Origin of the sequence: Pseudomonas sp. AL10 (assembly GCF_029960685.1) — a bacterium.
GTDB lineage: Bacteria > Pseudomonadota > Gammaproteobacteria > Pseudomonadales > Pseudomonadaceae > Aquipseudomonas > Aquipseudomonas lactis.
Window position 1 is genome coordinate 1 of sequence record NZ_JASBQZ010000001.1, and the last position, 24,923, is coordinate 24,923.

At 61.8% G+C, this 24,923-nt stretch carries 24 protein-coding genes; 13 read left to right on the plus strand and 11 right to left on the minus strand.

Features of this window, described 5'->3' with window-relative positions:
* Positions 1 to 225: 225 nt before the first annotated feature.
* The 9 genes from QK296_RS00005 to pilG all read right to left on the minus strand — a co-directional run bounded on the left by QK296_RS00005 (position 226) and on the right by pilG (position 11,765).
* Entirely contained in the window at positions 226 to 465 is a 240-nt protein-coding gene (locus QK296_RS00005; protein WP_003195043.1) for a DUF6124 family protein, read from the minus strand.
* Between the two features lie 331 nt (positions 466 to 796).
* Positions 797 to 1,216: a hypothetical protein gene (locus QK296_RS00010; protein ID WP_282390457.1), complete on the minus strand. Its 420-nt coding sequence runs from the start codon at positions 1,214 to 1,216 to the stop codon at positions 797 to 799.
* Positions 1,194 to 1,577, minus strand: a complete 384-nt coding sequence (locus QK296_RS00015; protein WP_282390458.1) for a polymorphic toxin type 44 domain-containing protein — start codon at positions 1,575 to 1,577, stop codon at positions 1,194 to 1,196. The genes QK296_RS00010 and QK296_RS00015 overlap by 23 nt, the downstream gene beginning before the upstream one ends.
* Before the next feature lie 344 nt (positions 1,578 to 1,921).
* Positions 1,922 to 2,377: a chemotaxis protein CheW gene (locus tag QK296_RS00020; RefSeq protein WP_003195048.1), complete on the minus strand. Its 456-nt coding sequence runs from the start codon at positions 2,375 to 2,377 to the stop codon at positions 1,922 to 1,924.
* Positions 2,370 to 8,186 carry an Hpt domain-containing protein gene (locus QK296_RS00025; protein ID WP_282390459.1) on the minus strand — a complete coding sequence of 1,939 codons (5,817 nt, stop codon included), beginning with the start codon at positions 8,184 to 8,186 and terminating at the stop codon, positions 2,370 to 2,372. The genes QK296_RS00020 and QK296_RS00025 overlap by 8 nt, the downstream gene beginning before the upstream one ends.
* Positions 8,187 to 8,361: 175 nt before the next feature.
* On the minus strand, positions 8,362 to 10,413 hold the full coding sequence (locus QK296_RS00030; RefSeq protein WP_003195053.1) for a methyl-accepting chemotaxis protein: 2,052 nt from the start codon (positions 10,411 to 10,413) through the stop codon (positions 8,362 to 8,364).
* Positions 10,410 to 10,934: a chemotaxis protein CheW gene (locus tag QK296_RS00035; protein ID WP_034133982.1), complete on the minus strand. Its 525-nt coding sequence runs from the start codon at positions 10,932 to 10,934 to the stop codon at positions 10,410 to 10,412. Before QK296_RS00035 ends, QK296_RS00030 begins: the two co-directional genes overlap by 4 nt.
* Positions 10,935 to 10,945: 11 nt before the next feature.
* Entirely contained in the window at positions 10,946 to 11,311 is a 366-nt protein-coding gene (gene pilH / locus QK296_RS00040; RefSeq protein WP_003195057.1) for a twitching motility response regulator PilH, read from the minus strand.
* A 46-nt stretch (positions 11,312 to 11,357) separates the two neighbouring features.
* Complete coding sequence (pilG, locus tag QK296_RS00045; protein WP_014720321.1) at positions 11,358 to 11,765, minus strand: twitching motility response regulator PilG; 408 nt, start codon at positions 11,763 to 11,765, stop codon at positions 11,358 to 11,360.
* A 239-nt stretch (positions 11,766 to 12,004) separates the two neighbouring features.
* On the opposite strand from pilG, the gene gshB reads away from it, so the two are divergent.
* From gshB to QK296_RS00080, 7 genes are all read left to right on the plus strand, one after another.
* Positions 12,005 to 12,958 (plus strand): glutathione synthase, encoded by a 954-nt coding sequence (gene gshB, locus QK296_RS00050; RefSeq protein WP_003195061.1) that lies wholly within the window; start codon positions 12,005 to 12,007, stop codon positions 12,956 to 12,958.
* Positions 12,959 to 13,035: 77 nt separating this feature from the next.
* Positions 13,036 to 13,941 (plus strand): energy transducer TonB, encoded by a 906-nt coding sequence (locus QK296_RS00055; protein WP_034133983.1) that lies wholly within the window; start codon positions 13,036 to 13,038, stop codon positions 13,939 to 13,941.
* Between the two features lie 182 nt (positions 13,942 to 14,123).
* Positions 14,124 to 14,693 carry a YqgE/AlgH family protein gene (locus tag QK296_RS00060; RefSeq protein WP_003195065.1) on the plus strand — a complete coding sequence of 190 codons (570 nt, stop codon included), beginning with the start codon at positions 14,124 to 14,126 and terminating at the stop codon, positions 14,691 to 14,693.
* A complete protein-coding gene (gene ruvX / locus QK296_RS00065; protein WP_003195067.1) occupies positions 14,693 to 15,130 on the plus strand; it encodes a Holliday junction resolvase RuvX in 438 nt (145 codons plus the stop codon). Before QK296_RS00060 ends, ruvX begins: the two co-directional genes overlap by 1 nt.
* Positions 15,131 to 15,262: 132 nt before the next feature.
* Complete coding sequence (gene pyrR, locus QK296_RS00070) at positions 15,263 to 15,769, plus strand: bifunctional pyr operon transcriptional regulator/uracil phosphoribosyltransferase PyrR (RefSeq protein WP_003195069.1); 507 nt, start codon at positions 15,263 to 15,265, stop codon at positions 15,767 to 15,769.
* 24 nt (positions 15,770 to 15,793) lie between these two features.
* On the plus strand, positions 15,794 to 16,798 hold the full coding sequence (locus QK296_RS00075; RefSeq protein ID WP_003195072.1) for an aspartate carbamoyltransferase catalytic subunit: 1,005 nt from the start codon (positions 15,794 to 15,796) through the stop codon (positions 16,796 to 16,798).
* Positions 16,795 to 18,066 carry a dihydroorotase gene (locus tag QK296_RS00080; protein WP_034133985.1) on the plus strand — a complete coding sequence of 424 codons (1,272 nt, stop codon included), beginning with the start codon at positions 16,795 to 16,797 and terminating at the stop codon, positions 18,064 to 18,066. The genes QK296_RS00075 and QK296_RS00080 overlap by 4 nt, the downstream gene beginning before the upstream one ends.
* A gap of 132 nt (positions 18,067 to 18,198) precedes the next feature.
* Here QK296_RS00080 and QK296_RS00085 read toward each other — a convergent pair whose 3' ends face one another.
* A complete protein-coding gene (locus QK296_RS00085; RefSeq protein WP_003195076.1) occupies positions 18,199 to 18,627 on the minus strand; it encodes a TM2 domain-containing protein in 429 nt (142 codons plus the stop codon).
* Positions 18,628 to 18,876: 249 nt separating this feature from the next.
* On the opposite strand from QK296_RS00085, the gene QK296_RS00090 reads away from it, so the two are divergent.
* Positions 18,877 to 19,515, plus strand: coding sequence for a C40 family peptidase (locus QK296_RS00090; RefSeq protein WP_003195078.1), 639 nt, complete (start codon positions 18,877 to 18,879; stop codon positions 19,513 to 19,515).
* A gap of 148 nt (positions 19,516 to 19,663) precedes the next feature.
* Here QK296_RS00090 and QK296_RS00095 read toward each other — a convergent pair whose 3' ends face one another.
* Positions 19,664 to 20,698, minus strand: coding sequence for a type IV pilus twitching motility protein PilT (locus QK296_RS00095; RefSeq protein ID WP_169912765.1), 1,035 nt, complete (start codon positions 20,696 to 20,698; stop codon positions 19,664 to 19,666).
* 57 nt (positions 20,699 to 20,755) lie between these two features.
* Here QK296_RS00095 and QK296_RS00100 point away from each other — a divergent pair, with 57 nt between their 5' ends.
* The 5 genes from QK296_RS00100 (at position 20,756) to metW (ending at position 24,914) form a co-directional block, all read left to right on the plus strand.
* Positions 20,756 to 21,442, plus strand: coding sequence for a YggS family pyridoxal phosphate-dependent enzyme (locus QK296_RS00100; RefSeq protein ID WP_003195083.1), 687 nt, complete (start codon positions 20,756 to 20,758; stop codon positions 21,440 to 21,442).
* Between the two features lie 33 nt (positions 21,443 to 21,475).
* Positions 21,476 to 22,294, plus strand: a complete 819-nt coding sequence (proC, locus tag QK296_RS00105) for a pyrroline-5-carboxylate reductase (RefSeq protein ID WP_003195085.1) — start codon at positions 21,476 to 21,478, stop codon at positions 22,292 to 22,294.
* Positions 22,295 to 22,319: 25 nt separating this feature from the next.
* Positions 22,320 to 22,907 carry a YggT family protein gene (locus tag QK296_RS00110; RefSeq protein ID WP_003195087.1) on the plus strand — a complete coding sequence of 196 codons (588 nt, stop codon included), beginning with the start codon at positions 22,320 to 22,322 and terminating at the stop codon, positions 22,905 to 22,907.
* A gap of 239 nt (positions 22,908 to 23,146) precedes the next feature.
* On the plus strand, positions 23,147 to 24,286 hold the full coding sequence (locus QK296_RS00115; RefSeq protein WP_137204159.1) for a homoserine O-acetyltransferase: 1,140 nt from the start codon (positions 23,147 to 23,149) through the stop codon (positions 24,284 to 24,286).
* A 7-nt stretch (positions 24,287 to 24,293) separates the two neighbouring features.
* Complete coding sequence (gene metW, locus QK296_RS00120; protein WP_034133988.1) at positions 24,294 to 24,914, plus strand: methionine biosynthesis protein MetW; 621 nt, start codon at positions 24,294 to 24,296, stop codon at positions 24,912 to 24,914.
* Positions 24,915 to 24,923: the final 9 nt, after the last annotated feature.

A 24,923-nucleotide genomic window follows, 5' to 3' on the forward strand; every position in this document is an offset into this window, starting at 1 on the left:
CCCAAATCCCTGTCGAATTCCGGCCAGCGTGGTTTAACGGGGCGCCTAAGATCAAAAGCAGATCAAGAGCGACTCGCTTCGCATCGTGGTTACCGTCTGCTGTTACAACCCACAAAGTTGTGTAGATACCTATGGCCGCAGGCAAGCCAGCTCCCACATGGGTCGGTGGTGTTGGTTAGATAGCGGTCCCAAAGAGGGAATGATCAGTCCCTTTTTGGGACCGTTTCAAGTTGCTGGCGATGGGCTGATTTGCTCCAGCGCTCTATCGACCAACAACTGACCCAGCTCGGCCATTTGCTGAATTCCCAGCATGATGGCGCGCTGGGAAGTGTCCAAGTCGAAGGCCAGGTTGCAGGTGAGCGCATTGAGCGAGGACAGGGTTTCGCTGGCATTGACCAGCAGGGTTTCGGTGTCTTGGTGGGGGTTTACGGTGAAGAGCGGTGGATTGGGCGTAGGTTTGACCATGATTTACAGCTCCGATATGTGATGGAGGCTGCCCTCTCTCCGCTTGCACGCGAATGAAGGTGGCAGCTGTACGCAGGTGTGCAAGACCGGGCATATCGGACCCCGGCAGACTCCGAAGAATCTCCCACGCACAGCCGCCATAACGAGTACAGCAGGCATAAAAAACGCCCGTCGAATGGCTATGGGCGTTGGTGCGCCGACATGTAACCGGACTTGCACGTCCGTGTCACCGTTTTTTGCGATGACGGAGCGAAGACTAGGCGCGATGATCAATCACAACAAGTTCATGCACAGCCCGACATCTTGCAGGAAAAATCTGAGCGCCGGCCCATCACAACACCATCATCACCCTGACCTTCCCAAGGCCCTCCAGCGCATAGCTATGGTACTCATACACTTCTCCCTGAATAACCAGCTGCAGGGCACCACCCTCATTATTGACTTGAACATCGGGCTCTTTTGTTTTGAGAAAAGGAGGTGCTGACACTAATGCGCCGAGTATTTCCTGATCACTTCCCAAATCCTTATGCACGTAGTACCTGTAGGAAAACCCCACCGTCGCGCCACCTTGGCCATCTCGCGCACCATAGATCGACATACCGTTGCCCAGGGAATGCTTCAACACCACTTCATCCAGGTCCGGTGTTCCGGGCGCCAGGACCCAACTGCCGCCGATATAGAGCAGGCAGATCACAAGCAGGCAATTACGCAGCACAGGTATGAGCCGCTTAGTGGCCTTGCGAAATGGCATATTCGATACCTCTTCTTATCCAATATTGGTCCCGTGGGTCGTCACCAAAAGGCTCACCGCCCCACCATGATCCAAAATCCGGACGAGTCGTTCTGGCGACGGTTTGAGCCACACCGGCGGCTCGCAGCAACACATTTTCGGGAATGCCCAGCACTGTGCCTGTGGCACCGTAATTGAAGTTACCAAAAGCTTCGTACTGACGCCTCTGCTTCTTATAGCTCCAAGGGCCGGCCGCACGGACCTGGGATTCAAACCAGGAATAGGCGAATGCCGAGCCGGGCTTGAGATGAATGCGTTTGGATTGGGATATCGCCATGTTTTCAAGAGTTGAAACACCGGGCGGCATTAACGGCACGGCCATTTGCGAGTCCTTGCCGGCAGTGAGGAGTGCAGAAACTAGCCACTCCACTGCGGCCTGAAAACCCGCCTATTCCAAATTCAGAACTCGCCTACAGCAACTCCATCCTATTCCGACATTCATCGATTATTTGCACGCTCTGCGTGGATTGATTGAGACCTGGAGATGAGCGCAGCTCAGTGTGGGAGCAACTGTCTTTAAGGCTTTTAACTGATCGTTCCCACGCTCCGCGTGGGCATGCATCCTGTGACGCTCTGCGTCACCCTTGTGCTGACTGGCAGGACGCGGAGCGTTCCCGGCGGCATTCCCACGCGGAGCGTGGGAACGAACAGTCATAGGGCTCAGGATCAGGCCAGGCCGGACTCTACCAGCAGCGCTTCAAGGCCCATTAAATCCGGCACCTTCGCCACCTGCTCGCCCACTTGCACCGCCGCCAGTTCCAGTGGGCATAGCGGCACATCCACGTAGCTCAATTCGCTATCAAGCTTGTACGAACGCGGAATGCCCTGAATCACCAGCGCGATGAATTTCAATGTCGGTCGCCCGCCCAGTGCATTCAACACCACGATGCGCGAGCGTTCACCCGTCATGCTGGCTTCGCCGCAGGCCGCCTCAAAGCTGATCAGCGGAATTTGCCGATCGCGCCAGGTCACTTGCCGCAGGTACCACGGCGGCGCATCGCTGGCGGGTTCGCCGCGCTGGAAGTCGATCAGTTCGGCCACGGCAACGTTGGGCAGCACCAGGTGGCGGTCGGCCAGGGGCAGCAGCAGCCCGGTGAGTTGGCTGGTGCGGTGCTCAAGCATGGGACTTGCTCCAGTAGGCGATGCTTTCCAGCAGTACCGACTCTTGGTACGGCTTGCCGAGGTAGTCGTTGACGCCAATGGCCATGGCGCGGTCGCGGTGTTTCTGGCCGGTGCGTGAGGTGATCATGATGATCGGCAAGCGCATCAGGCGTGGGTCGTTGCGTATCTGGATGGCCACTTCGAAGCCGTCCATGCGCGGCATTTCGATGTCGAGCAGCATCAGGTCCGGGGTGTGTTCTTCCAGGATGGCGAGGGCGTCGATGCCGTCCTTGGCGGTGAGCACGTTCATGCCGTTGCGCTCCAGCAGGCGGCTGGTGACTTTGCGCACGGTGACCGAGTCGTCCACCACCAGCACCAGCAGCGGGCGTTTTTTCAGTGGGTCGTTGAGGATCAGCGGCGCATCCACCGCCTGGGCCGGCAAGGCCGGTTGTCGGGCGCGGATGTGCGCCAGCAGGTCGATGATCAGCACCACATGGCCGTCGCCCAGGATGGTCGCGCCGGTCACACCCTGCACCCCGGAGAATTGCGGCCCCAGGCCCTTGACCACAATCTCGCGGGTACCGGCCATGGCATCCACGTGCACCGCCACGCGGCGTTCATTGCAGTGCACCAGCAGCACCGGCACAGGCTGGTACTGGCCCAGCAGTTTCGGGCGGCTGGCGGTGTGCAGCAGGTCGCCTAAGTAGAACAACTCGTAGCGCTGACCGCCATATTCATAGTGCGCTGGGTCTTGCTGGTAGTGCCCCGCCAATTCGTGGGGCAGCACGCGCACCAGGCCTTCGATGGTGTTGAGAGGAATCGCGTATTGGTCGTCCGCGCAGTGCACCATCAGCGCACGATTGACCGACACGGTAAACGGCAGGCGAATGCGAAAATGCACGCCCATGCCCGGCGTCGAGTCGATCACCATGGAGCCGCCGAGCTGGCGCACTTCTTCATGCACCACGTCCATGCCCACGCCGCGCCCGGAAATCTGGGTGATTTTCTCGGCGGTGGAAAAGCCCGGTTGCAGGATGAACTGCAACACGTCACGGTCGCTGATCTCTTGATGGGGCGCGAGCAAGCCGCGCTTGATCGCCTTGCGCCGCACCGCTTCGAGGGGCACACCCGCGCCGTCGTCACGCATGTCGAAGACGATGTCGCCGCCTTCGTGAGTCAGGTCCAGGGTGATGCGGCCCTTCTCAGGTTTACCCGCCGCCAGCCGCACTTCGCGGGACTCCAGACCGTGGTCGACGGCGTTGCGCAGCATATGCTCCAAGGGGGCCGCCATGCGTTCCAGCACATTGCGGTCCATCTCGCCTTCGGCATTGCCGACGATAAACTCCACGTCCTTGCCCAACTCGCCCGCTACTTGCCGCACGATGCGCTTGAGGCGTGGCAACATGCGCTCGAAAGGCACCATGCGCGTGCGCATCAGGCCTTCCTGCAATTCGGTGTTGATGCGCGCCTGTTGCTGCAGCAGATTGTGGGCATCCTGGTTGCGGCGCTCAAGGGTGTCCTTGAGGTCGAGCAGGTCGGAGGCAGATTCGGACAGCGCACGGGCCAGCTGTTGCAGCTGCGAGTGGCGGTCCATTTCCAGCGGGTCGAATTCTTCGTAGCCCAGGCGTTCGGCCTCGGCCTGCTGACGGCTCAGGAGGCGGCCCTGGGTTTCGCTGTCGAGCCGGCGCAGTTGGTCGCGCATGCGTTCAATGGTGGTTTCCATCTCACTCAAGGCAATGCGCGCATCCTTGACTTGCTGCTCGATACGCCCACGGAAGATCGAGGTTTCGCCGGCCAGGTTGACCAGGTCATCAAGCAAGTCGGCGGAGATTTTCACCATGTCGGCAGCCGGGTCGGCGACCGCTTCGGCCTTGCCAGCCGGCAGCGCCACCGGTGTGACCGGCTCATCACTGGGGTGCACCAGGCTCTTGATGCGCTCGATGAGTTTATCCACCGAACCCACCGGCAACCCCTCGGCCACGGCGTCGATCATCTGCGCCAGGCGGTCATGGCAGCCTTGCAGCAGTGCGAACAGTTCAGGGGTCGGCGCGAGCAAACCGGCGGACAGCCCTTCGTAGAGAAATTCCAGCTCATGGGCCAGATCGCCGATCGGCCCGATCTCGACCATGCGTGCACCACCCTTGAGGGTGTGCAGGTCCCGCAGCAGGGTTTCCACTTCCTGGCGACTGCCCGGTTCGGCCTGCCAGCGCAGGAGCGCGCTGCCTGAACTGTCGAGGATATCGGCGGCTTCTTCGAGGAAGATATCCAGCAATTCCGGGTCGGCACCCGAGGCCGGCGCCACCACAGCCGGCGCTGCAGGGCTGCTGGCCTGGCGCAATTCCCGCAGCCTTTCGACCAGTTCGGCACCGTCACTCAAGGGTTGCTGCTGTTGCAGCTCGTCCAACTGTTGGGCCAAGCGCTCATGGCTGGCCATCAGTGCCTGGGACAGCTCGACAGAATAGCTATAGCGGCGGTCCACCAGCCCCTCATAAACGCATTCCAGCTCATGGGCCAAGTCGCCCACCGGGTCGATTTCGGCCATGCGCGCACCGCCCTTGAGGGTGTGCAGGTCCCGCTGCAACGAGGACAAGGGCGCAGCGTTTTCGGGTTCCAGCAACCAGCGCTTGAGCGACTGGCCGGCGCTGTCGAGGATGTCTACGGCCTCTTCAAGGAAAATCTCGACAATCTCGTCGTCCATCGCGGTGGCGTGATCCAGCTGCGCAGTGGCCGCGCCCAACTCGGCGATACTCAGGCCGCGACTGCCGTCGCTTTTGATCAGGCCCGTGGCGGACGGGTCCAGTGCTTCATCGAGCAACTCGCGCAACGCCTGCAGCCGTGCGGGCGCGGGGCTGATTTCCTGGCCGGCGGCCAACTGGTCGAGCATGTTGATCAGCGCGTCATGGGCCTGTTCGGCCTCCTGGAAAAACCGGGCGCTGACCGCCAGGCTGCTTTCTTCTACCGCGCCATACAGGTCGAGCAAGGCTTCGCACAACGCGTCGATAGGATGCAGATCGGCAAGGTGCGCGCCCTCGCCCAGGGTGGTCAGCTCGTCCAGCAACGCCGTGAGTTCCTGACGGTCGCCAGGGTGTTGCTGCCAGCGACGCAGCAAGCTTTCGGCGTCGAGCAGGATGTCCATGCCCTGGGCCAGGAAGTTGGTGATCAAGTGCGGGTCACGCTTGACGCGCAGGCCGGCCGTGGGCGCGTCGAGCAAGGCGGCGAGTTGATGCTCCAGCAGGCGTTGGGTGCGGCTGATCAGGTCGGCCGCGCCGTTGATCGGCGCCAGTGGATTGTGGTCCAGGTCACCCAGCCCGCGCTGGAACAGCGCTTGTGCTTCAAGCAGCAACGCCACTTCGTCCTTGTCCAGCGGCAGGCGGTGGGCCTTGTATTCACGGGTGAGGTGGTCCAGCGGGCGCGCCAGTTCGGCGATGGGCAATACGCCGGCCATGTAGGCGCTGCCCTTGAGGGTGTGCAAGGCGCGTTGCAGCTCATCGCTGACCTGCAGCGGCACCTGCTCGGCGGCCTGTTGCAAGAAGTGGTCGAGGCTGTCCAGATGGCCCTGGGCTTCGTTGCGGAAGATCTCCAGCAGCATCGGGTCATGGGGCTCGGTGGCCGACGTGGCGGCGCCACTGGCCAGGGCATGGGCACGGGCGGCCAAGGCGTCCACTTCATCGCGCTGGCGTTGGTCGTCGCTGGCAAAATCGGCGATCAGCTCCGGCAGCAGGGCCACGGCCTCATCCAACACCTGCTGCACCTCAGGGCCAAGGATTACGCTGCGTTCCAGCACGCGATTGAGCAGGTTCTCCACGGCCCAGGCCAGCTCGGCCAGCACCAGGGCGCGCACCATGCGGCCGCTGCCCTTGAGGGTATGGAAGGCGCGGCGCATTTCGCCCTGGGCGGCTTTGTCCGTGCTGTCGGGCAGGTAGCGATGCAACACGTCGAGGACTTCATCGGTTTCTTCAAGGAAGACTTCGCGCAGCTCATCGTCAATCGGTTCTTCACCGGCCGGCGGCGGCAACAGGCTGCCCGGTCGCTGCAAGGCCGGAGGGTTGAGACGTGAGGTGGGGCTGGCCAGCGCATCGAACTGGGACTGGCTGGGTGCGGCCTCGGACAGTGCGCCCTCGGGCGCAACCAGGGCCTGGCGCCAAGGTTTTTCCACCGGCAGGTAGCCCAATGCATTCAAGCCCTGGGTGGCAAGTTCCAGCACTTTTTCGCCCGCCGCGTCAGGGTCTTGAAGCATGCGTTCGAGGTAGTACTCCAGGCTGCTGACCACCTCGGCGAAATGCGCCAGTTGAGCCGCCGAAGGAGCGGCCTGGTTGATCATCAATTGCTCATCGACGTAGTCGGTGCAACCGCGCATCAAGCTCGCCGCGCGCGGCAAAGGAATCATCGCCAGGGCACCGCGTACCTGGCTCAACAGCTCGGGCAAGGACTCAAGGCGCTGACGGTCCCAGTCGGCCTCGATGCAGTCGATCACCAGCTCCTTGGCTTGGCGCAGGCACTGGCACGACTCGCGAATCACCAGCTGGTGAATCTGGGTCAGGTCGGTGGTGGGCAAGCGGCTGTCTTCACGGCTTTGCGGTTCGACGGTGCCGATCATCCCCGCCAACGTCGCTTCGACATACAGCAACGCGCCGGCCACATCCATCAACACCGCGTCATTGGGTTCGCGCTGCCCCTGGACCAGGCTCAACACCACCGCGAGTTGGTCGATGATCACTTTGCGCGGCTGGCCGAAACCCAGCACCGCGAGGGTATCGGCGATCTGCCGCAACGGCGCCAGCAATGGGTCGAGGTCTTGGGTGTGCTGGCGATCACTGCGCACGAACAGATCCAGGCGTTCCTTGACCCGCACCAGTTCCTCACACAACGCCCCGAGCACCGAGCCCATGGCATTGCGATCCGGCCCAGCCAGCCGCGCACGTTCAGCATCGACCACGGCGCTGTCGGGCAAGGCTTCGTCCAAGCCGTAGCGTTCCTTCAGGCTTTGCATGCGCGGCGTCGGCCGGGTGACTTTGGCGACGTAGAACAACAGGCTCTTGAGCAACTCATCCGGCGCCGGCTGGTTGATGCCATTGACGCCTTGAACCAGCAAGCGCTTGAGTTGTTTATCGCTAGCCTTGAGCAGGCTGCGCAGCGCCGGGCTGTTGGCGACCACGCCGGTGAGCATGCCTTCGACCAGCGCCGAGGTGACCTGCCACAACGACAACAGCGGCGCGCCCTGGCACAGCGCTTCGAGGCGTGCGAACACCCGGGCCATGTCTTCCAGGTTGCTGGGGCCGTGGTCTTCACGCAGCAACCCGGCAAGGGCTTGTTGCAGCAGGTGGCGCCATTGGCGCAACTGCTCATGCAGATCCGGCGTTGCCCGTTGGGCCAGGGCTTGCTCAGGCAACGGCTCGATCGACAGTAGTTGCGGGCTGAACAGGCTGGTTTCCGACAGCAGGCTTTCACCACGGGCGCTGCGCAGGTCGTTGAGCAGCGGCAGCACCACCAGTGGCAGGTCGCGGCGGGCACTGTGCACGCGGTCGAGGTACAGCGGCAATTGGCCGAGGGCTTGTTGCAGCAGGCGGATACTTTCATCGCGCTGGCCGACATGCCCGGCCTGTAGCGCCAGGGCCAGTTCTTCGATCTCTTCGGCCAACAGCGCCGCGCCGTAGAACTCGACCATTTGCAGCGCGCCATGCACCTGGTGGATACCGGCCAGGCATTCGTTGAGGGCGTCGTCGACCTGGGTTTCAACGTACGCGTCCAGGGCCGAACGGGCCTGCTTCAGGGTTTCGGCAATGTCGCCCTTGACCCATTCGAGGGCCACGTAGTCGTGCCGATCAACCATAACTGCTCCGCTTAGAATTCATGAGTTGCTGGTATCTCACAAACAATGGAGATCCAATGTGGGAGCTGGCTTGCCTGCGATAGCGGTGGGTCAGCACTATATCTGTATCTGACAAACCGCTATCGCAGGCAAGCCAGCTCCCACAGTTGGACTGTGGTGTTGTTCAGGTCGTATTTCAATCATCGACCTGCTTGGGCGGCGGCAAGGTGAAACCCGATACCGACCTGCGCAACTGGCTGGCCATCTTCGCCAGGTTACCAATGCTCTCGGCGGTGGCGGTGGAACCCGACGACGTCTGGGTGGTGATCTGCTGGATCACGTTCATGGTCAGGGAAATCTGCCCCGCCGATGAGGTCTGTTGCTGCGCCGCGTTGTAAATGCTCTGGATCAGCGCCGCCAGGGTTTTGGACACGCCTTCGATCTCTTCCAGCGCCACCCCGGCGTCCTGGGCCAGGCGTGCGCCGCGCACCACTTCTGTAGTGGTCTGCTCCATGGAGATCACCGCTTCGTTGGTGTCGGCCTGAATGGTGCGCACCAGGGTTTCGATCTGCCGGGTGGCCGCCGAGGAGCGTTCGGCCAGCCGTTGCACTTCATCGGCCACCACCGCAAAGCCGCGCCCGGCGTCACCGGCCATGCTGGCCTGGATTGCGGCGTTGAGGGCGAGGATGTTGGTCTGGTCGGCGATGTCGTCGATCAGGCTGATGATGTCGCCAATTTCCTGGGACGACTCGCCCAGGCGCTTGATGCGCTTGGCGGTGTCCTGGATCTGTTCGCGAATGTTGTCCATGCCGTGGATGGTGTTGTGCACCACCTCGTTACCTTTGTTGGCGATCTCTACCGAACGTTCTGCTACCGCAGAGGATTCGGCCGCGTTGGCCGATACCTGATCGATGGACTGCGCCATCTGGTTGATGGCGGTAGACGCTTCGGCAATCTGCTGGGCCTGATGCTCCGACGCCTGGGCCAGGTGCATGGCGGTGGCCTGGGTGTCCTGTACCGCGCCCGCGACCTGCCCGGCCGTGAGATTGATGGTGGCGACCAGGTCGCGCAGTTGGTCCACCGAATAGTTGATGGAGTCTGCGATGGTGCCGGTAAAGTCTTCGGTGACCGAGGCGGTGACGGTAAGGTCGCCGTCGGCCAGGTCTTCGATTTCATCCAGCAGGCGCATGATCGCGTTCTGGTTGCGCTCGTTCTTCTGCGCGGTTTCATGCAGTTGGCGGTTGGTCTCGCGCACCATGACCAGGCCGATCAGGATGATCGAGGCCAGCGCCAGCAAGCCCAGCACGTAACCGCCGATGGTGTCTAAACTGCGCCCGCTGGCGAGGTTTTCAAAACCGGTGGCCAGGTGCGAAGCTTCATCGAGCAGGGTTTGCGACAAGTTGAAAATATTGCTCGCCGAGGCGCGCACCTGGAACAACTGCGGCGAAGTCTCGAGAATTTCATCCACGGAGCCGGAGACAAATTCGAACAGCTCGGCAATGTCCGCCAGCCGCGCCCGGGCGTCCGGGTCTTCGACCTGGGTGATACGCAACCCCGGGTTGCCGTTGAGCATGCCATTGAGCACCGCGCCAAAACGGTTGGCATCGCGACCGAAGGCATCGGCGGCCTGCACGGCGGTTTCATCCCCCGCCAGCACCGTGTTGACCGCCCCCAGGATACGTTCGGCCAGCAGCGACTGGCGTTGGGCCAAGGCCACCTGGCTGGCCGGGGCGCCGCGTTGCAGCAGGCTATCCACGACCTTTTCCGACTCGATCTGCAGTTGCGGCACGGTTTCGGCCAGGGTCGCCGCCACCTGGTGCAACGACAACACGGTCTGCTCGCTGGCGAGAATAGCGTCGGTGTTTTTCAGCAGCGCCTCCCAGTCGGTCTGCACTGCCCGCATTTCGGCGCGTACCGCACTGGGCGCCGCCGGCAAACCGGTTTGCGGGTCACCTTTTTTCAGGTAGCCCCAGCGCTGGGCAAAATCGTTGCGCGCATCGCCCAGCAGCTTGAACGCCGCCGCTTTGCCGGCAGCGGCCTCGGTGGCGTTCTTGGCAATGCGCTGGGACAGCACGCGCAGCTCACCGGCGTGGCCGATGTACTGTTTATCGTAGGTGGACTGGGTGTTGAGGTACGCGAAGTTGGCGAACAGCAACATGATGAACACAATCAAGGCGATAAACAGCACGATGATCTGCGAACGGCTGCGCGAAGCGGCCTGGGGTTTGGGCGTGGTAGCGGTGCTCATGCGGCAACATCCATGAAGCCAGGGGCCTGGGCCAGGGCGAAGGGGCTGAAGACTTGCCACGGCGGGTCGCCGTCGAACTGGCCCTGAATAAACGGCGCGCTCGAGGCGGTGCTCGCCACCCAGGCGTCCAATGGGAAATGCTGCATGCCTACCACCTCATCTACCAGCAGCCCGACAAACAGGTCGTTGAACTCCACCACCAGCACCCGCCGTTGCTTGCGCGCCTTGGACAACTCAAGGCCAAGGAACCCGCCCAGGTCCATCACCGGCAGCAAGCGCCCGCGCAAGTTGGCCACGCCCTTGACCCAAGGCTTGACCCCCGGCATCAAGGTGCAGCGCGGCTCATGCAACACCTCGGCGACTTCGCCCATGGGCGCCACGTAGGCGTTTGGCCCTATGCGAAAGGCGATACCGCTCCAGCGTTGCAGGCGCGTTTCCTGGGACGGCAGGTCCGCGGCCAGCAAGCGGCAGCGGCGGTCGATGTCCAGCAGCAGCTCAAAAGCGGTTTGCGACTCGGTCATGATCGCAAGCCTTAGCCGGCCAGCACCTTGTTCAGGGTGGCGATCAGGGTTTCTTCATCCACCGGCTTGGTGAGGTAGTCCTTGGCGCCCTGGCGTTTGCCCCAGACTTTGTCGGTGTCCTGATCCTTGGTGGTGATGATGATCACGGGGATATCGCTGGTTTCGGGCGACTTGGACAATTGGCGTGTGGCCTGGAAGCCGTTGAGGCCCGGCATCACGATGTCCATCAGCACCGCGTCGGGCTTTTCCTGGCGGGCCAGGGCCACGCCATTCCCTCCGTTCTCGGCTTTCAGGACTTGGTGGCCGTGCTTTTCCAGCATGCCGGTGAGTTTGTACATTTCAGTCGGCGAATCGTCGACGATCAGAATACGTGCCATGGTTTTCCCCGCTACATTGGTCGGCGCCAGCCCTCGTGAGGCGGCGTCAGTGTGCTTGTTCTACTGCGGCGAACCCAGGCACATAAGCCTTGATCGCCCCCAGCAGTTCTTCCTTGCTGAAAGGCTTGGTCAAAAATTGATCGACACCCACAATGCGTCCCTTGGCCTTGTCGAACAGGCCATCCTTGGAGGACAGCATGATCACCGGGATCGACTTGAACGCCGGGTTGTTCTTCACCAGGGCGCAGGTCTGGTAGCCATCCAGGCGCGGCATCATGATGTCGACAAAGATAATGTGCGGGTGATGATCGACAATACGGGCCAGGGCGTCGAAACCGTCGATCGCCGTGATGACCTCGCACCCCATGTTCTTCAACAGCGTCTCGGCGGTGCGGCGGATCGTTTTCGAATCGTCGATCACCATCACCTTCAAGGCGTTGGAATGCTGTTCCATATTTGCTCTACCATCGCCACAGCGAATCGGTTTTCGGTGTGTACTGCCTGACGTTGCACAGGATGAACGCCGCAAGCCTTGGAATTCAAGGGCTGCTGCGCCGTGCCAGCCTTTTTAGCACAGTCTCCTGGCGCAATCTATCGAGGCGCCCGCCCAGTGGTTTTTCCTTGACCCACAACAGCCGCAGCGCCACTCTGACGCCACTTTTATGCGCCCCAATTTGCTAGAGGAAATCCCCCATGAGCGTTCGCGTCGGCATTGTCATGGACCCTATCGCCAGCATTTCCTATAAAAAGGACAGTTCGCTGGCCATGCTCCTGGCCGCCCAGGCCCGCGGCTGGACCTTGTTCTATATGGAGCAGCGCGACCTTTACCAGGGTGACGGCGAAGCCCGCGCACGCATGCGCCCGCTGCAGGTGTTCGCCAACCCTGAGAAGTGGTTCGAGCTTTCTGACGAAATCGACAGCCCGCTGAGCGACCTCGACGTGATCCTGATGCGCAAGGATCCGCCGTTCGACATGGAGTTTGTGTACTCCACCTACTTGCTGGAGCAGGCAGAACGTGCGGGCGTGTTGATCGTCAACAAACCGCAGAGCCTGCGCGACTGCAATGAAAAGCTGTTTGCCACCCTGTTCCCGCAGTGCACGCCACCGACCGTGGTCAGCCGCCGCGCCGATGTACTGCGTGAATTCGCCGCCAAGCATGGCGACGTGATCCTCAAGCCGCTGGACGGCATGGGCGGCACCTCGATCTTCCGTCACCGCGCCGGCGACCCGAACCTGTCGGTGATCCTCGAAACCCTGACCGCCCTGGGCACCCAGCAGATCATGGGCCAGGCCTACCTGCCGGCGATCAAGGACGGTGACAAGCGTATCCTGATGATCGACGGCGAGCCGGTGGATTACTGCCTGGCGCGTATCCCGGCAGCCGGCGAGACCCGTGGCAACCTGGCCGCCGGTGGTCGCGGTGAAGCGCGGCCGTTGTCGGACAAGGACCGCTGGATCGCCGCTCAAGTCGGCCCGACCCTGCGGGAAAAAGGCCTGCTGTTTGTCGGACTCGACGTAATTGGTGAGAACCTCACTGAAATCAACGTCACCAGCCCCACCTGTATTCGCGAGATCGACAATGCATTTGGCACGAATATCGGCGAAATGCTGATGGCCGCCATTGAGCGCAAGCTAAAAGCCAAGTGACATAGAACAGCCGGACACACACCAACATTGCGTTATCATGCGCCATCTGTGAAACGCGCGATGTTGGTTTTCTTGTCATGACACTCCCGTCCGATCTGCCCCCCGAATTCACCCATAGCGGCGTGCGCCCGGCTGATCGTCTCGGTTTTACCCTGTTTCTCGCTGCGCTGATTCACCTCGCCCTGCTCCTGGGCGTGGGGTTCACCCTGGTGGAACCCAAGCAGATCACCAAGACCCTGGAAATCACCCTCGCCACGTTCAAGAGCGAAAAGAAGCCCGAAAAGGCTGACTTTCTCGCCCAGGACAACCAGCAAGGCAGCGGCACCCTCGACAAGAAAGCCGTGCCCAAGACCACCGAAGTGGCGCCCTTCCACGACAACCAGGTCAAGAAGGTCACCCCGCCGCCGGCGCCAAAGCCCGAGGTCAAGCAGGCCACGCCCAAGGCTGCGGTAGCCACCGTCGCGCCCAAGCCACAAAAAGCCCCGACCCAGCGCGAAAAGGCCAAGACCGAACCCAAGCCCGAGCCAGTAAAACCTGCGCCGACGTTCGACAGTTCGACGCTGTCCGACGAAATTTCCAGCCTGGAAGCCGAACTGGCCCATGAGCAACAGCTGTATGCCAAGCGCCCGCGCATCTACCGCCTGAACGCGGCCTCGACCATGCGCGACAAAGGTGCCTGGTATAAGGACGAGTGGCGCAAGAAGGTCGAACGTATCGGTAACCTCAATTACCCGGACGAGGCGCGGCGCCAGCAGATTTATGGCAATTTGCGCCTGCTGGTGTCGATCAACCGTGACGGCTCGCTGTATGAAGTGCAGGTGCTGGAGTCCTCCGGCCAGCCGCTGCTGGACCAGGCCGCGCAACGTATCGTGCGTCTGGCCGCGCCCTTTGCGCCGTTCAGCGGCGACTTGAACGACGTGGACCGCCTGGAAATCATCCGCACCTGGCGGTTTGCCAAGGGCGACCGGTTGTCCAGCAACTGATCGCGCCCGCACTACAGATCGTTCCCACGCTCCGCGTGGGAATGCCGCCACGGACGCTCTGCGTCTGCCCTTGGGACGCGGAGCGCCCCGGGATGCGTTCCCACGCGGAGCGTGGGAACGATCAGCGATCAGGCGCGCGCCCGCACTTGTCAGTTCGCCCCTCCAACGCCACACTAGCGGACATGAAAAACGTCAGCCCGACCTACCTCAAGCACCAATTCCTGATCGCCATGCCCCATATGGCCGACCCGAACTTTGCGCAGACCTTGACCTACATCGTCGAGCACACGGCCAATGGTGCCATGGGGCTGGTGGTCAACCGCCCGCAGGAGCTGAACCTGGCGGATATCCTTGAGCAACTGCGCCCGGAAATCGACCCGCCGGCAAGCTGCCTGCACGTGCCGATCTACATCGGCGGGCCGGTGCAGACCGATCGCGGTTTTGTGCTGCACCCCACCGGGCCGAAGTTCCAGGCCACGGTAGACCTTGAAGGCGTGTCACTCTCCACGTCCCAGGACGTGCTGTTTGCCATCGCCGACGGCGTCGGCCCTGAGCAAAGTGTGATCACCCTGGGCTACGCCGGTTGGGAAGCCGGGCAACTGGAGGCCGAACTGGCCAGCAATGCCTGGCTGACCTGCCCGTTCGACGCTGACATCCTGTTCAACACCGCCAGCGAACTGCGCCTGGAAGCGGCCGCGGCCAAGCTGCGGGTCAACCTCAGCCTGCTGACCAGCCAGGCGGGGCACGCCTGATGGCTTTGCGTCTGATCCTCGGTTTTGACTACGGCACCAAACAGATCGGCGTCGCGGTTGGCCAGGTCATCACCGGCCAGGCCCGTGAGCTGTGCACCCTCAAGGCCCAGAACGGCGTGCCGGACTGGAACCAGGTCGAAGCCCTGATTAAAGAGTGGAAGCCTGACGCAGTGGTGGTCGGCCTGCCCCTGAACATGGATGGCACCCCGAGCGACATGTGCCTGCGCGCCGAGAAATTCGCGCGCCGCCTCAATGGCCGCTACAACCTGCCCTTCTATACCCACGACGAACGCCTTACCACCTTTGAAGCCAAGGGTGAGCGCCGTGACCGTGGCGGGCAAAAAGGCAGTTACCGCGACAACCCGGTGGACGCCATCGCCGCCGCCTTGCTGTTGCAGGGCTGGCTGGATGAAAACACCGCTTTATTTGAATCCTGACCCGCCGCGATCCTGTGGGAGCGGGCTTGCCCGCGAAGAACGTTAACGATACCGCGAGAAGGCTGGATGAACGCGGTGCCCATGAGTTTTTCGCGAGCAAGCTCGCTCCTACACACTTAACAAGGAGCCACCATGAGCTTGCCGAACCCTGCCGAACTGATCAGCCAGATGGCGATACGCCTCAAGGCGCACCTGGAACACCGTGCCATCAGCGAACCGCGTTTTATCGGCATACGCACCGGTGGCGTGTGGGTGGCCCAGGCATTGCTGGAAGAACTGGGTAGCGATTCGCCCCTGGGCACCCTGGACGTGTCCTTCTACCGCGACGATTTCAGCCAGAACGGCCTGCATCCACAAGTGCGCCCATCGGCCCTGCCCTTCGAGATCGAAGGCCAGCACCTGGTATTGATCGACGACGTGCTGATGAGCGGCCGTACCATCCGCGCCGCCATGAACGAGCTGTTCGACTATGGCCGCCCGGCCAGCGTGACCCTGGTGTGCCTGTTGGACCTGGACGCTGGCGAGCTGCCGATCAGCCCGGACGTCGTAGGCGCGACCCTGTCGCTTGCCCCCCAGCAACGGGTAAAATTGTCCGGTCCCACGCCGCTCGAACTCGAACTGCAAGACCTTGCCCTTTAAACCGCCTTGTAAAGAGTCCCCGCGATGACGCCTCTAGATGCCAAGCGCCCGCTGCAGCTCAATGCTCAGGGCCAGTTGCAACACTTCTTGTCCCTCGACGGTTTGCCCCGCGAACTGCTCACCGAAATCCTCGACACCGCCGACTCATTCCTGGAAGTCGGTGGCCGAGCAGTGAAGAAAGTCCCGTTGTTGCGCGGTAAAACTATCTGCAACGTGTTCTTCGAGAACTCCACCCGCACCCGCACCACCTTTGAACTGGCGGCCCAGCGGCTGTCGGCCGATGTGATCACGCTGAACGTGTCCACCTCGTCGGCGAGCAAGGGCGAAACTCTGCTCGATACCCTGCGCAACCTGGAGGCCATGGCAGCCGACATGTTCGTGGTACGCCACGGCGACTCCGGCGCTGCGCACTTCATTGCTGAGCATGTGTGCCCGAACGTGGCGATCATCAATGGCGGCGACGGCCGCCACGCGCACCCGACCCAGGGCATGCTCGACATGCTCACCATTCGTCGGCACAAGGGCAGCTTTGAAAACCTCTCGGTGGCCATCGTCGGCGACATCCTGCATTCGCGGGTAGCACGTTCGAACATGCTGGCCCTCAAAGCCCTGGGTTGCCCGGATATCCGCGTGATTGCGCCCAAGACCTTGTTGCCCATCGGCATCGAACAGTATGGCGTGAAGGTCTACACCGACATGGCCGAGGGCCTCAAGGATGTGGACGTGGTGATCATGCTGCGCCTGCAACGCGAGCGCATGGCCGGGGGCTTATTGCCCAGCGAAGGTGAGTTTTACCGCCTGTTCGGGCTGACCACCGCACGCCTGGGCATGGCCAAGCCGGATGCCATCGTGATGCACCCGGGGCCGATCAACCGTGGCGTAGAAATTGAGTCGGCGGTGGCCGACGGCCCACAGTCGGTGATTCTCAACCAAGTGACCTACGGCATCGCGGTGCGTATGGCCGTGCTGTCCATGGCCATGAGCGGGCAAACCGCGCAACGTCAATTCGAGCAGGAGCAGGCCCAGTGAAGCTCAGCATTCTCGGCGCCCGAGTCATCGACCCGGCCAGTGGCCTGGACCAAGTTACCGATATACACCTGGACGCCGGCAAGATCGTCGCCATCGGCGCCGCCCCCGCAGGCTTCAACGCCGGCCAGAGCATCGATGCCAAGGGCCTGGTGGCCGCGCCTGGGCTGGTGGACTTGAATGTCGCCCTGCGCGAGCCGGGCTACAGCCGCAAAGGCAATATCGCCAGCGAAACCCAGGCCGCCGCAGCCGGTGGTGTGACCAGCCTGTGTTGCCCGCCCAACACCAAGCCGGTGCTGGACACGTCGGCCGTGACCGAACTGATCCTCGACCGCGCCCGCGAAGCCGGCAATTGCAAAGTGTTTCCCATTGGCGCCTTGAGCAAGGGCCTGGATGGCGAACAACTTGCCGAATTGATCGCCCTGCGTGACGCCGGTTGCGTAGCCTTCGGCAATGGCCTGGAAAGCTTTCGCAGCACACGCACCTTGTGCCGCGCCCTGGAATACGCGGCCACGTTCGACTTGACGGTGATCTTCCATTCCCAGGACCGCGACCTGGCCGAAGGTGGCCTGGCCCATGAAGGCGCAGTGGCCAGCTTCCTCGGCCTGCCGGGCATTCCGGAAACCGCAGAAACCGTGGCTCTCGCCCGTGACCTGTTGCTGGTAGAACAAAGCGGCGTGCGTGCGCATTTCAGCCAGTTGACCAGCGCCCGGGGCGTGGCTTTGATCGCCCAGGCCCAGGCCCGTGGCTTACGGGTAACCGCGGATGTCGCCCTGTACCAACTGATCCTGACGGATGAGGCGCTGATCGACTTCTCCAGCCTGTACCACGTACAGCCCCCGCTGCGCACCAAGGCAGACCGTGACGGTTTGCGTGCGGCGGTGAAGTCGGGTGTGGTGTCGGCGATTTCCAGCCACCACCAACCTCACGAGCGAGATGCCAAGCTGGCACCGTTTGGCGCGACCGAGCCGGGCATCAGCAGCGTGGAGTTGTTGCTGCCATTGGCGATGACGCTGGTAGAAGACGGCTTGCTGGACCTGCCGACACTGCTGGCACGCCTGAGCGCCGGCCCGGCCGAGGCCCTGCGCTTGCCAGCGGGCCAGTTGGCGGTGGGCTCACCGGCGGACCTGGTGCTGTTCGACCTGGCAAGCTCGACGGTGGCTGGTGAGCGCTGGTTGTCCAAGGGCGAAAACTGCCCGTTCATCGGCCACAGCCTGCCGGCGACGGTGCGGTATACCTTGATGGATGGGCGGATCAGCTACCAGGCTTGATAACTCGCCTATCTAATGTGGTTACGGTCAATGTGGGAGCCGGCTTGCCTGCGATAGCATCACCTCGGTCTACCTGATACACCGAGGTGCCTGCATCGCAGGCAAGCCAGCTCCCACACTGCGCTATAGTGCTCAACGGCCGCTATTGCGCTCGGCATTGCGGATCGAAATCTGCGTGTTCAACGTCCAGAAGTCATACAGCACTCCGACCAGGAACAAACCGCCGGTCAGCAGGTAGATCAGGCCGGTGATCCATTTGCCCTGATACATGCGGTGCACACCAAACACCCCCAGGAACGCCAACAGAATCCAGGCCACGTTGTATTCAATCGGCCCAGCGGTAAACCGCAGGTCGGCCTCACGGTCCATGGCCGGGATCAGGAACAAGTCGATCAGCCAGCCAATACCCAGCAAGCCGAAAGTGAAAAACCAGATCGTACCGGTCACGGGCTTGCCGTAATAAAAGCGATGAGCCCCGGTAAAACCGAAAATCCACAGCAGGTAACCAATCGCCTTACTGTGGGTATCGTGCTGCTGACCAACCTGTTGATAGGTGTTCATGAAGGACCTCTTTTGCGTCGATAGATAAATTTTTTCATTTTCTTTGTGACTTTTTTACGGGCGCCCGACGTACGGTAAATGGTATCTTCCTGCCCTCAAAGCCTTGTACCGCCTGCCTTGTGTAGGACAATTGCGGCGAATCGTCGCGTTTTTCCTGAATTTGACCCCAAGGTTCAGTCGACAAACGGCCTGAGAACAGCACAAAAAGCTGTTATAAAGTTGCGCGCAAACCCATAAGAGCCACGCCTAATGCGACCATTTTTCAAGACATGGCTAACCATTTGCCTATTAATGCCACTGGCCGCCCACGCCACCAATCGTGAGCAACGACTTCCGAACGTTAACGGTTTCACCCCTAAAGTCCATAGCACGCCCAGCACTGCCAAAGCGGCAAAGCCGACCGTCAGCCGCCCGACTCAACTGAGCAAGGCCCACGGCAAAGTGCTTTCCACCCAGCTGGCCGTGAACACCAAGCAAAGCAGCAACGTCTTGAGCCGTGCCGTCAACGTGCTCGGTACACCTTATCGTTGGGGCGGCAGCAGCCCAAGTAAAGGGTTCGACTGCAGCGGGCTGGTGAAATATGCATTTAACGATGTAAAAGCGGTGGACCTGCCACGCACCTCCAACGCCATGGCGGCCGGCCATGGGTTGAAGGTTGACCGCAAAGACCTGAAGCCGGGCGATCTGTTGTTCTTCAAGTTGAAGAGCCGCCAGGTGAACCACGTTGCCATCTACCTGGGCAATGACCGCTTTATTCACGCACCGCGCCGTGGCAAGTCGGTGAGCATCGACACGCTGAAAAAGCCGTTCTGGGACAAGAACTACGTGATTGCCAAGCGGGTACTGCCTAAAGAGCAGAACAGCAACCTGCGGATCGTGCAGCGCTAAGCCAGGCACCACTGAAGCTCCCCCTTTGAAATGCAATCAAATGTGGGAGCTGGCTTGCCTGCGATGACGGTGTGTCAGTTGGCAGAGAGAGTGCCTGACAGTCCGCTATCGCAGGCAAGCCAGCTCCCACATTGTGTGTCTGTGCGTTTTAGATATCTGCCGGCACCCTCGCCTTCTCCCGCGCCTCTTCCCGGCTGACCAGCCCTGCGCCGACCAACGCCTTCAAACTCATATCCAGGGTCTTCATCCCCAACGCCCCACCTGTCTGGATCGCCGAAACCATCTGCGCCACCTTGTCTTCGCGAATCAAGTTACGAATCGCCGGGGTGCCCAGCATGATTTCATGGGCGGCCACGCGCCCACCGCCCACTTTCTTCACCAGCACCTGGGACACCACCGCCTGCAACGACTCCGACAGCATCGAGCGGACCATCGCCTTCTCCCCGGCCGGGAAGACGTCCACCAGCCTGTCTACCGTCTTTGCCGCCGACGAGGTGTGCAGGGTGCCAAACACCAGATGCCCGGTCTCTGCCGCCGTCAGCGCCAGGCGGATGGTTTCAAGGTCGCGCAGTTCACCCACCAGGATCACATCCGGGTCTTCGCGCAGGGCGGAACGCAGGGCCTGCGAGAAACTGTGGGTATCGCGATGCACCTGGCGCTGGTTGACCAGGGCCATTTTCGGCCTGTGGATAAACTCGATGGGGTCTTCCAGCGTGAGGATATGCTGGCGACGGTGTCGGTTGAGGTCGTCAATCATCGCCGCCAGGGTCGTGGACTTGCCCGAGCCGGTGGGCCCGGTCACCAGCACCAGCCCGCGAGGGAAGCGGGCGATACGCTGGAACACCTCGCCCAACCTCAGGTCTTCCAGGCTCTGGACCTCAGCCGGAATAGCCCGAAACACCGCACCCACGCCGCGATCCTGGCGGAACACGTTCGCCCGGAACCGGGCGACGCCTGGCAACTCGAAGGCAAAATCCGTTTCAAGAGATGTTTCGAAATCCTTTTGTTGATGTTTATTCAGCAAAGGGCTCAATAAGTCGACCACTTGGGTAGCGCTCAGCGCCGGCCCATCCAGGGGCCAAACCTCGCCATCAATGCGCAGCATGGGTGCCAGGCCGGCTGACAGATGCAGGTCTGAGGCGCCTCGGCTTACGCTGGCCGTCAGCAATTGCGTGATATCCATAGGGCTTTCCATTTCCAGTAGAATGCCGCGGACTCCATATCCACGGGCGCATCTTGAATGTCGACGATAGCAGACAACATCGGCCTGGTTAGCCAGCGCATCCGCGCCGCAGCCGACGCCGTGCAACGTGACGCAAGCAGCATCCACCTGCTGGCCGTGAGCAAGACCAAACCGGCGCAGGCAGTGCGCGAAGCCTATGCCGCCGGGCTGCGCGACTTTGGTGAAAACTACCTGCAGGAAGCCCTGGGCAAACAGGCGGAATTAACCGACCTGCCCTTGAGTTGGCACTTCATCGGCCCCATTCAATCGAACAAGACTCGTGCCATCGCCGAGCACTTCGCTTGGGTGCACTCCGTGGACCGCCTGAAAATCGCACAACGCCTGTCCGAACAACGCCCGGCCGACCTGCCGCCGCTCAATATCTGCATCCAGGTCAATGTCAGTGGCGAAGCCAGCAAGTCCGGCTGCACGCCCGCTGACCTGCCGGCCCTGGCCACAGCGATCAGCGCCCTGCCGCGCTTGAAGCTGCGGGGCTTGATGGCGATTCCCGAGCCGACGCAAGACCGGGCGGAGCAGGATGCGGCGTTCGCCACGGTGCGCGACTTGCAAGCCAGCTTGAACCTGGCGCTGGACACACTTTCCATGGGCATGAGCCACGACCTTGAGTCGGCCATTGCCCAAGGCGCCACCTGGGTGCGGATCGGTACCGCCCTGTTTGGCGCCCGCGACTACGGCCAGCCGTGAAATGGCTGACATCCCTCGAAATAAGGACCTGTCATGAGCAACACGCGTATTGCCTTTATCGGCGCCGGTAACATGGCGGCCAGCCTGATCGGTGGCCTGCGGGCCAAGGGCCTGGACGCCGAGCAGATCCGCGCCAGCGACCCCGGTGCCGAAACCCGCGAGCGCGTCAGCGCCGAACACGGTATCCAGACCTTCGCCGATAACGCCGAGGCCATCCACGGCGTCGATGTGATCGTGCTGGCGGTCAAGCCCCAGGCCATGAAGGCCGTGTGCGAGAGCCTGAGCCCGAGCCTGCAACCCCATCAACTGGTGGTGTCGATTGCCGCTGGCATCACCTGCGCCAGCATGACCAACTGGCTCGGTGCCCAGCCCATTGTGCGCTGCATGCCCAACACCCCGGCGCTGCTGCGCCAGGGCGTCAGCGGTTTGTATGCCACTGGCGAAGTCACCGCGCAGCAACGTGACCAGGCCCAGGAACTGCTGTCTGCGGTGGGCATCGCCGTGTGGCTGGAGCAGGAACAGCAACTGGATGCGGTCACCGCCGTCTCCGGCAGCGGCCCGGCTTACTTCTTCCTGTTGATCGAGGCCATGACGGCCGCAGGCGTCAAGCTGGGCCTGCCCCACGACGTGGCCGAGCAACTGGCGGAACAAACCGCCCTGGGCGCCGCCAAGATGGCGGTCGGCAGCGAGGTGGATGCCGCCGAACTGCGCCGTCGCGTCACCTCGCCAGGTGGTACCACACAAGCGGCTATTGAGTCGTTCCAGGCCGGGGGCTTTGAAGCCCTGGTGGAAACAGCACTGGGTGCCGCCGCACATCGTTCAGCCGAGATGGCTGAGCAACTGGGCAAATAGTCGTCCCTTACCAAGGTAATCAAACATGCTCGGAATCAATGACGCTGCCATTTTCATCATCCAGACCCTGGGCAGCCTGTACCTGCTGATCGTACTGATGCGCTTTATCCTGCAACTGGTGCGTGCGAACTTCTACAACCCGCTGTGCCAGTTCGTGGTGAAGGCCACCCAACCGCTGCTCAAGCCGCTGCGCCGGGTGATCCCGAGCCTGTTCGGCCTGGACATGTCGTCGCTGGTGCTGGCGCTGTTGCTGCAGATTTTGCTGTTCGTGGTGATCCTGATGCTCAATGGATACCAGGCCTTCACCGTGCTGCTGTTGCCATGGGGCCTGATCGGGATTTTCTCGCTGTTCCTGAAGATCATTTTCTGGTCGATGATCATCAGCGTGATCCTGTCCTGGGTCGCACCGGGTAGCCGTAGCCCGGGTGCCGAATTGGTGGCTCAGATCACCGAGCCGGTGCTGGCACCCTTCCGTCGCCTGATTCCGAACCTGGGTGGCCTGGATATCTCGCCGATCTTCGCGTTTATCGTGATTCAGTTGCTGCAAAGCTGGGTGATTCCGCGCCTGGCGTACTTTGCTTACATGCCAAAAGAGTTGTTTGGCCTGATCTGAATGCCGTAGCCCCTATGGGGGCTGGCTTGCCTGCGATAGCATGGCTTGTGCTGATCGTTCCCACGCTCCGCGTGGGAATGCAGCCCGTGACGCTCCGCGTCACCAGGGCAGGACGCAGAGCGTCCCAAGAGGCATTCCCACGCGGAGCGTGGGAACGATCACGCTAACCCCCGACCATTGCTTGCCGCTAGGGTCCCCGCTCTTTAGACTTACGCCTCATTTAAACGAGAGCAGGGTCGATGCCAGCTGCCTTCCCCCCCGATTCTGTTGGACTGGTCGTGCCACAAGTGGCGCATTTCAGCGAACCCCTGGCCCTGGCCTGCGGCCGTTCGTTGCCAGCCTACGACCTGATCTACGAAACCTATGGCCAACTGAACGCCACGGCGAGCAACGCCGTGCTGATCTGCCATGCCTTGTCCGGCCATCATCACGCCGCCGGTTTCCATAGCGTTGACGACCGCAAGCCCGGCTGGTGGGACAGTTGTATCGGCCCCGGCAAGCCCATCGACACCCATAAGTTCTTTGTGGTCAGCCTGAACAACCTCGGCGGCTGCAACGGTTCCACCGGCCCCAGCAGCCTCAACCCGGAAACCGGTAAGCCGTTCGGCGCCGACTTCCCGGTGCTGACCGTGGAAGACTGGGTGCACAGCCAGGCACGCCTGGCCGACCTGCTGGGCATCAGCCAGTGGGCCGCCGTGATTGGCGGCAGCCTGGGCGGCATGCAGGCCCTGCAATGGACCATTACTTACCCGGACCGCGTGCGTCATTGCCTGGCCATCGCCTCGGCGCCCAAGTTGTCGGCGCAGAACATCGCCTTCAACGAAGTGGCGCGCCAGGCGATCCTCACCGACCCCGACTTCCACGGTGGTTCGTTCCAGGAAGCGGGCGTGATCCCCAAGCGTGGCTTGATGCTGGCGCGGATGGTCGGCCACATCACCTACCTGTCCGACGATTCCATGGGCGAGAAATTCGGCCGTGGCCTCAAGAGCGAGAAACTCAACTACGACTTCCACAGCGTCGAGTTCCAAGTGGAGAGCTACCTGCGTTACCAGGGCGAGGAATTCTCAGGGCGCTTTGACGCCAACACCTACCTGCTGATGACCAAGGCCCTGGACTACTTCGACCCGGCCGCCAACCACGATGACGACCTGGCAAAAACCTTCGAGCACGCCACGGCCAAGTTCTGCGTGATGTCGTTCACCACTGACTGGCGCTTTTCGCCGGCACGCTCCCGTGAGCTGGTGGATGCCCTGATGGCCGCCAAGAAAGACGTCTGCTACCTGGAGATCGATGCACCGCAAGGCCACGACGCCTTCCTGATTCCGATCCCACGTTACCTGCAGGCGTTCAGTAACTACATGAACCGCATTACTTTGTGAGAACGCCATGAGAGCCGACCTGGAAATCATCCAAGACTGGATCCCCGCCGGCAGCCGCGTGCTCGACCTGGGCTGCGGCGACGGCGAACTGCTGAGCTGGCTGCGCGACCACAAGCAAGTCACCGGCTACGGCCTGGAAAACGACCCGGACAACATCGCCCAGTGCGTGGCCAAGGGCATCAACGTGATCGAGCAGGACCTGGACAAGGGCCTGGGCAACTTTGCCAGCAACAGCTTCGATATCGTGGTGATGACCCAGGCCCTGCAAGCGGTGCACTACCCGGACCGCATCCTCGACGAAATGCTGCGCGTTGGCCGCCAATGCATCATCACTTTCCCCAACTTTGGCCACTGGCGCTGCCGCTGGTACCTGGCCACCAAGGGGCGCATGCCGGTCTCCGACTTCCTGCCCTACACCTGGTACAACACGCCGAACATCCACTTTTGCACCTTCGAAGACTTCGAAGCCCTGTGTGGCGCGCGTGAAGCCAAGGTGATCAACCGCCTTGCCGTCGATCAACAGCACCGCCACGGCTGGGCGAGTAAGCTATGGCCCAACCTGTTGGGCGAAATTGGTATTTACCGGGTCAGCAGTCCTGGCCTGACCGACCACAAAGTTGCCGTCTAATCATCTTCA

Bases quoted from the DNA above. Each gene is read 5' to 3' on its own strand.
- proC (WP_003195085.1), top strand. From the start codon at position 21,476: ATGAGCAACACGCGTATTGCCTTTATCGGCGCCGGTAACATGGCGGCC.
- QK296_RS00025 (WP_282390459.1), bottom strand. From the start codon at position 8,186: ATGGTTGATCGGCACGACTACGTGGCCCTCGAATGGGTCAAGGGCGAC.
- QK296_RS00030 (WP_003195053.1), bottom strand. From the start codon at position 10,413: ATGAGCACCGCTACCACGCCCAAACCCCAGGCCGCTTCGCGCAGCCGT.
- QK296_RS00115 (WP_137204159.1), top strand. From the start codon at position 23,147: ATGCCAGCTGCCTTCCCCCCCGATTCTGTTGGACTGGTCGTGCCACAA.
- QK296_RS00110 (WP_003195087.1), top strand. From the start codon at position 22,320: ATGCTCGGAATCAATGACGCTGCCATTTTCATCATCCAGACCCTGGGC.
- QK296_RS00100 (WP_003195083.1), top strand. From the start codon at position 20,756: ATGTCGACGATAGCAGACAACATCGGCCTGGTTAGCCAGCGCATCCGC.
- pilH (WP_003195057.1), bottom strand. From the start codon at position 11,311: ATGGCACGTATTCTGATCGTCGACGATTCGCCGACTGAAATGTACAAA.
- gshB (WP_003195061.1), top strand. From the start codon at position 12,005: ATGAGCGTTCGCGTCGGCATTGTCATGGACCCTATCGCCAGCATTTCC.
- QK296_RS00055 (WP_034133983.1), top strand. From the start codon at position 13,036: ATGACACTCCCGTCCGATCTGCCCCCCGAATTCACCCATAGCGGCGTG.
- QK296_RS00015 (WP_282390458.1), bottom strand. From the start codon at position 1,577: ATGGCCGTGCCGTTAATGCCGCCCGGTGTTTCAACTCTTGAAAACATG.
- QK296_RS00035 (WP_034133982.1), bottom strand. From the start codon at position 10,934: ATGACCGAGTCGCAAACCGCTTTTGAGCTGCTGCTGGACATCGACCGC.
- QK296_RS00005 (WP_003195043.1), bottom strand. From the start codon at position 465: ATGGTCAAACCTACGCCCAATCCACCGCTCTTCACCGTAAACCCCCAC.
- QK296_RS00060 (WP_003195065.1), top strand. From the start codon at position 14,124: ATGAAAAACGTCAGCCCGACCTACCTCAAGCACCAATTCCTGATCGCC.
- QK296_RS00075 (WP_003195072.1), top strand. From the start codon at position 15,794: ATGACGCCTCTAGATGCCAAGCGCCCGCTGCAGCTCAATGCTCAGGGC.
- QK296_RS00010 (WP_282390457.1), bottom strand. From the start codon at position 1,216: ATGCCATTTCGCAAGGCCACTAAGCGGCTCATACCTGTGCTGCGTAAT.
- pilG (WP_014720321.1), bottom strand. From the start codon at position 11,765: ATGGAACAGCATTCCAACGCCTTGAAGGTGATGGTGATCGACGATTCG.
- QK296_RS00090 (WP_003195078.1), top strand. From the start codon at position 18,877: ATGCGACCATTTTTCAAGACATGGCTAACCATTTGCCTATTAATGCCA.
- pyrR (WP_003195069.1), top strand. From the start codon at position 15,263: ATGAGCTTGCCGAACCCTGCCGAACTGATCAGCCAGATGGCGATACGC.
- QK296_RS00095 (WP_169912765.1), bottom strand. From the start codon at position 20,698: ATGGATATCACGCAATTGCTGACGGCCAGCGTAAGCCGAGGCGCCTCA.
- QK296_RS00085 (WP_003195076.1), bottom strand. From the start codon at position 18,627: ATGAACACCTATCAACAGGTTGGTCAGCAGCACGATACCCACAGTAAG.
- ruvX (WP_003195067.1), top strand. From the start codon at position 14,693: ATGGCTTTGCGTCTGATCCTCGGTTTTGACTACGGCACCAAACAGATC.
- metW (WP_034133988.1), top strand. From the start codon at position 24,294: ATGAGAGCCGACCTGGAAATCATCCAAGACTGGATCCCCGCCGGCAGC.
- QK296_RS00020 (WP_003195048.1), bottom strand. From the start codon at position 2,377: ATGCTTGAGCACCGCACCAGCCAACTCACCGGGCTGCTGCTGCCCCTG.